Source organism: Synechococcus sp. BO 8801 (genome assembly GCF_002252675.1).
Taxonomy (GTDB): domain Bacteria; phylum Cyanobacteriota; class Cyanobacteriia; order PCC-6307; family Cyanobiaceae; genus Cyanobium.
Genome location: NZ_NQKY01000028.1, coordinates 26,733 through 34,326, shown reverse-complemented (window position 1 = coordinate 34,326; position 7,594 = coordinate 26,733). Strand labels below are relative to the sequence as shown.

At 71.6% G+C, this 7,594-nt stretch carries 12 protein-coding genes and 1 pseudogene; 3 read left to right on the top strand and 10 right to left on the bottom strand.

The features are described from left to right. Positions 1–149 (top strand): annotated as a pseudogene (locus CJZ86_RS15085) (DUF4912 domain-containing protein); the annotation flags it as partial. On the opposite strand, the gene CJZ86_RS15080 reads toward CJZ86_RS15085, so the two are convergent. Both CJZ86_RS15080 and CJZ86_RS15075 read right to left on the bottom strand, forming a co-directional pair. After that, positions 146–1,687, bottom strand: coding sequence for a bifunctional aminoglycoside phosphotransferase/ATP-binding protein (locus CJZ86_RS15080; RefSeq protein ID WP_094587196.1), 1,542 nt, complete (start codon positions 1,685–1,687; stop codon positions 146–148). The pseudogene CJZ86_RS15085 and the gene CJZ86_RS15080 sit on opposite strands and share 4 nt — an antisense overlap. After that, positions 1,653–2,159, bottom strand: a complete 507-nt coding sequence (locus CJZ86_RS15075; protein WP_158219581.1) for a TspO/MBR family protein — start codon at positions 2,157–2,159, stop codon at positions 1,653–1,655. Before CJZ86_RS15075 ends, CJZ86_RS15080 begins: the two co-directional genes overlap by 35 nt. 161 nt (positions 2,160–2,320) lie before the next feature. Between CJZ86_RS15075 and CJZ86_RS17175 the strand changes: the two genes are divergently transcribed. Beyond that, the gene (locus CJZ86_RS17175) at positions 2,321–2,482 is read left to right on the top strand and encodes a hypothetical protein (protein WP_190609649.1); all 162 of its coding nucleotides are present in this window, start codon (positions 2,321–2,323) and stop codon (positions 2,480–2,482) included. On the opposite strand, the gene CJZ86_RS15070 is transcribed toward CJZ86_RS17175, so the two are convergent. From CJZ86_RS15070 to CJZ86_RS15050, 5 genes are all read right to left on the bottom strand, one after another. Beyond that, a complete protein-coding gene (locus CJZ86_RS15070; protein ID WP_094587192.1) occupies positions 2,416–2,919 on the bottom strand; it encodes a hypothetical protein in 504 nt (167 codons plus the stop codon). The genes CJZ86_RS17175 and CJZ86_RS15070 overlap by 67 nt on opposite strands. Before the next feature lie 257 nt (positions 2,920–3,176). Further along, positions 3,177–3,554, bottom strand: a complete 378-nt coding sequence (locus CJZ86_RS15065; RefSeq protein WP_233134046.1) for a hypothetical protein — start codon at positions 3,552–3,554, stop codon at positions 3,177–3,179. Positions 3,555–3,564: 10 nt separating this feature from the next. Continuing rightward, positions 3,565–3,810 carry a hypothetical protein gene (locus CJZ86_RS15060; RefSeq protein WP_015108440.1) on the bottom strand — a complete coding sequence of 82 codons (246 nt, stop codon included), beginning with the start codon at positions 3,808–3,810 and terminating at the stop codon, positions 3,565–3,567. A 137-nt stretch (positions 3,811–3,947) separates the two neighbouring features. Next, positions 3,948–4,580, bottom strand: coding sequence for a DUF4335 domain-containing protein (locus tag CJZ86_RS15055; RefSeq protein ID WP_094587190.1), 633 nt, complete (start codon positions 4,578–4,580; stop codon positions 3,948–3,950). Positions 4,581–4,602: 22 nt separating this feature from the next. Next, positions 4,603–5,157 carry a DUF3038 domain-containing protein gene (locus CJZ86_RS15050; protein ID WP_094587188.1) on the bottom strand — a complete coding sequence of 185 codons (555 nt, stop codon included), beginning with the start codon at positions 5,155–5,157 and terminating at the stop codon, positions 4,603–4,605. 79 nt (positions 5,158–5,236) lie between these two features. On the opposite strand from CJZ86_RS15050, the gene CJZ86_RS15045 reads away from it, so the two are divergent. Further along, positions 5,237–5,776 carry an adenine phosphoribosyltransferase gene (locus CJZ86_RS15045; protein WP_094587208.1) on the top strand — a complete coding sequence of 180 codons (540 nt, stop codon included), beginning with the start codon at positions 5,237–5,239 and terminating at the stop codon, positions 5,774–5,776. Between the two features lie 3 nt (positions 5,777–5,779). Here CJZ86_RS15045 and CJZ86_RS15040 read toward each other — a convergent pair whose 3' ends face one another. The 3 genes from CJZ86_RS15040 to CJZ86_RS15030 form a co-directional block, all read right to left on the bottom strand. Next, positions 5,780–5,992, bottom strand: coding sequence for a DUF2949 domain-containing protein (locus CJZ86_RS15040; protein WP_094587206.1), 213 nt, complete (start codon positions 5,990–5,992; stop codon positions 5,780–5,782). Beyond that, on the bottom strand, positions 5,913–7,178 hold the full coding sequence (locus CJZ86_RS15035) for an FAD-dependent monooxygenase (protein WP_094587204.1): 1,266 nt from the start codon (positions 7,176–7,178) through the stop codon (positions 5,913–5,915). Before CJZ86_RS15035 ends, CJZ86_RS15040 begins: the two co-directional genes overlap by 80 nt. A gap of 96 nt (positions 7,179–7,274) precedes the next feature. After that, complete coding sequence (locus CJZ86_RS15030) at positions 7,275–7,544, bottom strand: CAB/ELIP/HLIP family chlorophyll-binding protein (protein WP_094587186.1); 270 nt, start codon at positions 7,542–7,544, stop codon at positions 7,275–7,277. Between the last annotated feature and the right edge of the window lie 50 nt (positions 7,545–7,594).

The following is a 7,594-nucleotide window of genomic DNA, read 5'->3' as shown; positions in this document are numbered from 1 at the left end:
TGCCCTTCCGCGACGGCCAGCAGCTCTACCCGATCGAGGCCCTGGCGGCCGATGGCGAGCAGAAGCGCAGCATCACCATGGAGTTCCGGCGCTCCACCCCCGAAGCCAACGTCAACACCCGCGAGGCCGCCCTGGCCGAGTGGTTCTAGGCCCCCAGCCGCTCCTCCATACGGGCGATCAGATCGCCGGCCGTCAGCTCCGCCCCCACCTCGAGCACGTGCCGAAGCTCCCCTTCGTCGAGGGGCTGCTGGGCCCTGAGCTGGGTCTCCAGCACGGCCCCATCGGCGTCGGAGGGATCACCGCCCCGCAGCCGGCGCTCCTTGATGCGCCGGCGGGCCTGCCCAGGCGTGCTGCAGCAGGCCAGGATCAGGAACGGCACGCCGCAGCGTCGGGCCAGATCCTCCATCCGCTGGCGCTGATCACGGCCGAGGAAGGTGGCATCCACCACCACCGCGTACCCGGCGGCCAGGATCCGGGCGGCCTGCTCCGGCAGCTGCCGTTCGTAGAGGTCGGCGCTCACCGCGCTCCGGTAGGGATCCCCCTGCAGGGGGGGCGCGTCCCCCTGGCCCCAGGCGCCGAAGCGGCGCTTGCGCTCCACGTCGGAGCTGAGCTGGATCCAGCCCTGGCGCCGGCAGAGCTGGCGGGCCCGGTGGCTCTTGCCGCTGCCGGAGACCCCATGGGTGATCACCAGGGCCGGGGTCGGGACTGCGCTGGCGCGACGGGCGCCCAGGAGGTAGCGCTCCAGGTCCTGCTGCAGCAGCTGCTCCGTGCCGGCGTCGAGGTCGGGCTGGCGCAGGCGCAGGGCGCAGACCTTGGCCCGCACCAGGGAGCGGTAGACCCGGTACCAGCGCCAGGTGAGCAGGCCGCCGTAGTCGCCGCAGCGCCCCAGCCAGCGGTTGAGCAGCACCGCCCCCAGGTCGGGCCGGTCGCGGTGCTCCAGATCCATCACCAGAAAGGCCAGGTCGCTGATCACGTCGATCCAGCGCAGCTCGGGGCTGAATTCCAGGCAGTCGAAGACCCGGATGCGCCCCTCCTCCAGCAGCAGGTTGCCGAGGTGCAGATCCCCATGGCACTCACGGATGCGCCCCTGGCTGCGGCGCAGGGCGAAGGTGGGCTGGAGCTCCGCGAAGCTGTCCTCCGTCCACTGCCGCAGGGCGGCCACCTCCGGCGCGACAGCAGCGCCGCTGGCCTCCAGCACCTCCAGATTGGCCATGGCCGGCGCCTTCACCAGCTCCGGTGAGCCGTAGGCCTCGTCGGGGCGGGCCACTGCAGCGGCGCTGTGGAAGGCCGCCAGGTCATCCGCCAGCCGTTCGAGCTGGTCGGCGGTGAGGCCCTGGCGATCCAGAACGGCGCCCAGCAGGGCGCTCTGGGGGAACTGGCGCATGCGGACGGCTTGCTCGAGGATCGGCCCGCTGCCGTGCAGGCTGGCCCGATCGGGTGGGCCGTGGATCGGGCTGAGGCCGAGGTAGAGGTCCGGAGCCAGCCGGCGGTTGAGCCGAAGCTCCTCCTGGCAGAACCAGCGGCGCCGCTCCGGGGTCGAGAAATCGACGAAGCCCAGGTTCACCGGCTTCTTGATCTTGTAGGCGACAGCTCCGGTCAGCAGGATCCAGGAGATGTGGGTCTCCAGGCAGTCGACCCGTTCGACCGGATGGTCATAGGCGCCGGGATCGAGCAGGGCGGCGATCATCGGGTCCACGGCCGCTCCGGTGCTCCTTGCGGTTCAATCCAACCATCCGCAGGGCAATGGCGGCCTCCACCGGCGTCCACACCAGGGCGGGCAGCAGCAACCCCGAGGCCAGGGGCGAGGCGGGCCCCACGATCAGGGCCAGAACCAGCGTCAGGGTCCAGCTCAGCAGCCAGAGGGGAAGGCCGGCGGTGAGGCGGTGCAGACGGCAGATCAGCCAGTGGGGGCTGCGCAGCAGCACCAGCAGCACGGCGTAGACGGCCACCCAGCCCCAGGAGCCGGCCGTCTGCCAGAAGGCGAGCGCCGAGCCGTAGAAGCAGACGCTGATCAGCGGCCAGACGAGAGCCACCCACGGTTGGGCGGCGATCCAGTCCGGTCGCCGGAGGCTGCGATACCAGACGAAATCCCGCTCCGTGGGATTGACGACCAGGGTGATCACCAGAACGGTGATCAGGATCAGCAGCCAGGGCGGCACGGGACTCTGCAGACAGGCGCATTATTGGGCGCCGCCGGCCAACCTGCCATGGCGGGCCACCGGGGCAGACCGTGGCGGGGGGTGTCGGTTCGTCGCGGTGGCGGACCGGTCCGTCCGGCGTTCCTACGTTGGAGAGGTCCGACGAGCTTGCTGGAGGCCCCATGCACACCCACGACCTCGAGAACCACGACAACCTCTACGCCGACGAAGGCACGATGGTGATCGGCGAGACCAGGGCCGATGCCCAGAGCCATGCCTACTGGGCCGTGGGGGCCATCGCCCTGATGGTGGTCGGACTGGGTGTGGCCCTGGTCATCTCCTGACCACTGCGTGGGGTGAGAAAGCGCTCGCTGAAGCAGGACAGGGGGATGGGTGCACAAAGCCTCGCCCAGCCCCCCTGCTGGCCCTGACCCTCCCCCTGCCGCTGCCAGGCGGCGATGCGCAGCGGCGTGGCCGATCCCCAGCGGCAGATCAGCAGGTAGCGATGCCCCCAGGTCCGGGGCCAGGCCAAGGCGGTGTCGCCGGCCCAGGGCCAGCGGGCCGGATCGAGGGGCTCCAGATCGCGGTGGCGGCGCAGCAGGGCGGGCAGCAGCTGGCCCCCTGCGGCCCCGTCGTCCCGCCGGCAGAGTTCCAGACGCCTGGCCAGGGCGGGCGGCTGTCCCCGGCTCGGGACGACCAGGTGCAGTCCCCCCCAGCCGGGAAAGCCCAGGCAGGAGAGCAGGGCGCCTGGGGCGGGGCCGGAGTAGGGGTCGCTCGGCATGGGGGCGGAACGCTGACATCCGTTCGGTGCCACCGACCGTCACGCGGCATCGGATCAGCCGGGCGCACTGGCAGGATCAGGGCGAAGGACGCGACTCCCCTGCCGCCATGTTCGAGAACCGCGAACGGCCCGCCTGGGTCAACTGGCTGATCCTGGCGATCTTCCTGTTGTCGTCCTGGCAGCTGGCCGGGTTCTGGTTCCAGCAGCTGCACCACTGAGTCCCCGGCGCGGGACCTGCAGGCCGCGGTGCCTCCGCCTCAGGAGGGACGGCGCGGCCGGGCGGTAAGCCCCCGCACCAGACGGACGCCGCCGCCGACGAGCAGCAGCAGGGCCATCAGGGCCAGCAGGGCCACCACGATGACGCTGCCCAGCTGCAGGATGCCCATGCTCAGCCGGCTCAGCCCGCTGATCAGGTTGGCGATGGCATTGCTCACCAGCAGCAGGGCATCCAGCCGTTCCGGCAGCTGCATCAGCCCGGCCAGGATCAGGCTTCCCGCCAGGATCAGCAGCAGGCCCGCCAGCACCTGGCGCCAGCGAGAGGAGGGACGGCGCCGGCGACGGCGCAGCTCCAGACCCTTCCCCGGTGTCGGTCCCCTCGGCGTCGGCAGATGGAGCGGGTAGGGGGTGTGGGGCATGGCCGGGATGTCAGGGCTCCAGCGGATAGCCGGCACCCCGCATCCACCGCTCGAATTCCATCAGCACCAGCTCGTTGGGACAATCGATCAGGGACAGGTCATTGACCGTGCAGTCGCCCTGGCCGCCGTGGTGGAGCGTGAGGTGGAAATGGGAACCGCTCAGGCCGCAGACCTCCGGATCGCTGCGGACCACCACATCCAGGGCGGCACCGAGCCGGGCCACCCGGCGGCGCAGTTCCGACCAGGTCATGCCCATTGCTTCATGACCATGGCTTCATACCCATCGCATCATGCCCATCGGTGAGCCCGTTGCATGGCAGTGGAGGCGCTGGATGATTGACCCAGTGTGACCAGTGCCGGGCCGACGTCAACCGCTCGCCGCCCGGCGGAGGCTCAGGGCCGCGGGGTGGACGGGGCCTCCACGGCCGCCGGCGCCGCCGGTGTCGGTGCGGGGGGCACGGCGGGCGGGGGCAGCAGCAGCACCAGGGCCGCCGAGACCGCCAGGGCCGCCGCGCCACCCACCGGGGCCGAGAGGCGCCGGTGCAGGGGGATCCGCTCCATCAGCTCCCTGGGCCCGAGGGGCTCCGGATCGGGGATCGCCAGGGGCAGCTGGACGCGGGGATCAAGGCGCAGCAGATCCAGCACCCGCACCAGATCCGCCAGTTCCGCATCGTCGAGATGCATCTCCAGCGGAGGGGTGTCGGGCTGGCTGCTGCGCAGCAGGAGCCGGTGGCCGCCGTCGGGGTGTGGGCCGATGTCGACCGGTTCGCCGGCCACGCTGAACTCGCGGCGCACGCCGCTGATCAGGTGGCGGGCGTAGGGCAGCACCACCTGCATCAGGGCCTGGAGGTGCTCACGGCGCCCCTCCAGCAGCGGCCGGCCGACCCACTGCAGGCTCCAGCCGGTGATGATGCCCAAGGCCGCACCGCTCTGGCCGATGGAGACGTCGGGGAGACCCTCCACCTGAAGCCGGCAGCTGAGCTGATCGAAGACGAGGCTCTGCTTCATCACGGAACTCTGAACCATGGGGGGGGTGCGGCGGCCGTTGTCACGCCACCGCGTCCATGAGGCTGGCCTTGATGCGCTCGAAGCCCCCCTGGCCGGCGCAGAGGCTGAGACCCTGCACCAGCTGCAGCCGCTGGGCGGCTCCGTCGTTGGGATCAAGCAGTTTCTGGACGCCGCTGCGGCGGGGGTTCATGCGCTCCTGGATCAGTTCCCCCAACCGCCCCTGGAACAGGGCCCAGCGCTCCTTGGCCACCGACTCCGGCTCGCTGCTGGAGAGCAGGGAGCGCAGCATCGGGTAGAGCCGGTCGGCCATGACGCAGAGGATGCGGATCAGGGCATCGGTCTCGGCGACGGGCACCTCACCGCGCCGGCAGGAGCGCCGCAGGGGGTTGTGGCAGCGCCGCTTCCACAGCTCCACCCGGTTTGGGAAGAGGGCGGCGTAGCCCAGCTGCTCGCTCATCCACACCATCGCCTCGCCGCCATTGAGGTCGAGCGCCTCCATGCAGAGCAGCATCAGATCGAGTCGCTCCAGTCCCCTGCGGGGCAGGGGGCGGGAGGAGCGGTCCTGGGTCGCCGCTTCCGAAGTGTCCTTGGCCATGACTGCGATGATGCCAGCGGCGCCGTCCATCCGTCACGTCGCCGGTACCGGTCCCTTCACCAGCACGACCTGCAGCACGATGGCCAGCAGCCCTTCCTCGATCGATCTGCGCACCTGGGTCCGGGACATTCCCGACTTTCCGAAGCCGGGCATCCTCTTCCGTGACCTCACCCCCCTGATGCGGGATCCCGAGGGCTGGGGCGAGGCCATCCGCCTGCTGGGACTGCTCTGTGATCAGGTGCAGCCGGACCTGATCGTGGGCATCGAATCCCGCGGCTTCATCGTCGGCACGGCCCTGGCCACGATCGCGGGCGTGGGCTTCGTGCCGGTGCGCAAGCCGGGCAAGCTCCCCGGCGAGGTGATCGGCGTGGACTACAGCCTCGAGTACGGCACCGACCGGCTGGAGATCCACAGCGATGCCCTCGCCGGCGGCCAGCGGGTGCTGATCGTCGACGACCTGCTGGCCACCGGTGGCACCGCCGCAGCCTGCAGCGAGCTGGTCCAGGCCGCGGGGGGGCAACTCTGCGGCTTCGGCTTCCTGGCGGAGCTGGCGGCCCTCGAGGGCCGCAGCCGGCTGCCCCAGGAGCATCCGATCGAGTCCCTGATCATCTACAGCTGAGCCTCAGCTCTGCTGGTCCTGCCAGGCCAGGACGCTGTCGAACTGCTCGAGGCTGATCAGGCCGAACCGCCAGAGCACGGCCGGGAGCGGCGCCTGCTCCAGCTGGGACTGGCGGATGCCCAGCTGGAGGGCGTTCTCACTCAGGCCCAGCTGATGGCGCAGGAAGCGCACCATGGCCGGAGAGGGCAGGGGCTGGGGAGAGCTGCTGATCACCATCCCCCCATGCTGCAAGCGGCTGGAGCAGGCGACAAGGTCCCTGGGTCATGGCCCGCAGGGCGAGGGCCCGGCTGCCGTCGATGCGGGCCAGGCAGGCCAGGGCGAGGCCCCGCAGGGGCAGGAGCCAGCGGTGGCGGTTGGAGAAGATCCTCACCAGCAGGTCGGTGGCCAGCAGGGTGAGCAGCAGATCGGGCCAGCGGCGGCGCCCGTAGGCGGCTCCGATGCGGCGCGGCGACAGGGTGCCCCGGGCGGCCCGTTCCGCCAGCCGCTGCAGCACCGCCACATCGCGCCAGCAGAGATTCAATCCCTGGCCGCCCACCGGATGGCAGCGGTGGGCGCTCTCCCCCACCAGCACCGTGCGGCCGCGATGCAGGCGCCGGGCCAGCTGCAGGGCCACCGGAAAGGCGCGGGGAGGCGCCAGCAGGGCATCGGGCTGGAGACGGTCCGGCAGGGCCCCCGCCAGTCGGTCGAGGAAGGCCGGGGCCTCCAGGGCCTCCAGCTGGCGGCAGCGGGCCGCCGGTGCGCTCCAGACCAGCTGGAAGCGGCGCTCGCCCAGGGGCAGGACCGCGAAGGGGCCTTCCGGCCGCAGCAGTTCCCAGGCCTCGTCGTCGGCGCAGCCACGCATCTCCACCTGCACGGTGAGGCAGGCCTGGCGGTAGGGATGGCTCCACTGACCGATGCCCAGGGCCCGGCGGGTGGGGGAGTCGGGGCCGTCGGCGGCCACCAGCAGATCCGCGCTGTCCGCGTCGGCCGCGTGGCTGACGCTGGCGGCCGGCGCTTCGCCGCCGAGCTCCAGGCGGACGGCGGGGTGCTGGCCGAGGCGTCGCAGCAGCAGGGCCATCAGGGGCCGGTGGGATCCGATCCAGCCCACGGCGTCGGCCTGACCCAGGTCGGCCTGGCCCAGGTCGGCCGGCTCAAAGCGCACATCACGCTCCGCCGCCACGTCGCGCAGGTGCAGCCGGCGGAAGGGCACCAGGGTGGGCCGGAGGTCGCCCCAGAGCCCGAGACGCTGCAGCAGTTCCCGGCTGGAGTGGGTGAAGGCGTAGGCCCGCTCCCGGGCCTGCAGCGCCTCGGCGGTCAGGGGATCGTGCAGGCTGACCCGCCAGCCGACCTGGGCCAGGGCCAGGGCCGCCAGGGCGCCGGTGGGGCCGGCGCCCCGGATCCGGGCGTGGAGCGAAGCGGGCATGGCCATGAAAAAGCCGCAACAGAAAGTCTGCTGCGGCGATGGGGTCCGCCGTGAACGGCGGACCGGAGAAGGGATGTCCCCGAAGGGGAGCTGCGATCAGCCGATGCCGAGCAGGCCGCGAGTGAAGGCCTCGCCGCCCAGGGCGAACTCGGTGGCCAGCAGGGCAATGAAGCCGAGCATGGCCATGCGGCCGTTCAGCTTCTCGGCGCGCTCGTGGAAGCCCCAGCCGCTCTCGGCGCTCACCACTTCCATGCGGGGCTCGGTGGCGAAGGCGTTGAGGCGGCCGCCGTCTTCGGTGGTGACGGTGGCGCCGCGGATGGCGGAGCGATCGAGGGCGGTGGGAGCGGTGGGGGTGGCGGCGGTCATGGGAGAACTCCTTGAGAAGTGTTGCGAGAATTGTAACGCATTGTTTCGAA

What these genes read in the sequence shown, in the direction of transcription:
- CJZ86_RS15080 (WP_094587196.1), bottom strand. Translation starts at nt 1,687, where the DNA reads ATGATCGCCGCCCTGCTCGATCCCGGCGCCTATGACCATCCGGTCGAA.
- CJZ86_RS17175 (WP_190609649.1), top strand. Translation starts at nt 2,321, where the DNA reads ATGCACACCCACGACCTCGAGAACCACGACAACCTCTACGCCGACGAA.
- CJZ86_RS15070 (WP_094587192.1), bottom strand. Translation starts at nt 2,919, where the DNA reads ATGCCGAGCGACCCCTACTCCGGCCCCGCCCCAGGCGCCCTGCTCTCC.
- CJZ86_RS15065 (WP_233134046.1), bottom strand. Translation starts at nt 3,554, where the DNA reads ATGCCCCACACCCCCTACCCGCTCCATCTGCCGACGCCGAGGGGACCG.
- CJZ86_RS15060 (WP_015108440.1), bottom strand. Translation starts at nt 3,810, where the DNA reads ATGGGCATGACCTGGTCGGAACTGCGCCGCCGGGTGGCCCGGCTCGGT.
- CJZ86_RS15055 (WP_094587190.1), bottom strand. Translation starts at nt 4,580, where the DNA reads ATGGTTCAGAGTTCCGTGATGAAGCAGAGCCTCGTCTTCGATCAGCTC.
- CJZ86_RS15050 (WP_094587188.1), bottom strand. Translation starts at nt 5,157, where the DNA reads ATGGCCAAGGACACTTCGGAAGCGGCGACCCAGGACCGCTCCTCCCGC.
- CJZ86_RS15045 (WP_094587208.1), top strand. Translation starts at nt 5,237, where the DNA reads ATGGCCAGCAGCCCTTCCTCGATCGATCTGCGCACCTGGGTCCGGGAC.
- CJZ86_RS15040 (WP_094587206.1), bottom strand. Translation starts at nt 5,992, where the DNA reads ATGGTGATCAGCAGCTCTCCCCAGCCCCTGCCCTCTCCGGCCATGGTG.
- CJZ86_RS15035 (WP_094587204.1), bottom strand. Translation starts at nt 7,178, where the DNA reads ATGCCCGCTTCGCTCCACGCCCGGATCCGGGGCGCCGGCCCCACCGGC.
- CJZ86_RS15030 (WP_094587186.1), bottom strand. Translation starts at nt 7,544, where the DNA reads ATGACCGCCGCCACCCCCACCGCTCCCACCGCCCTCGATCGCTCCGCC.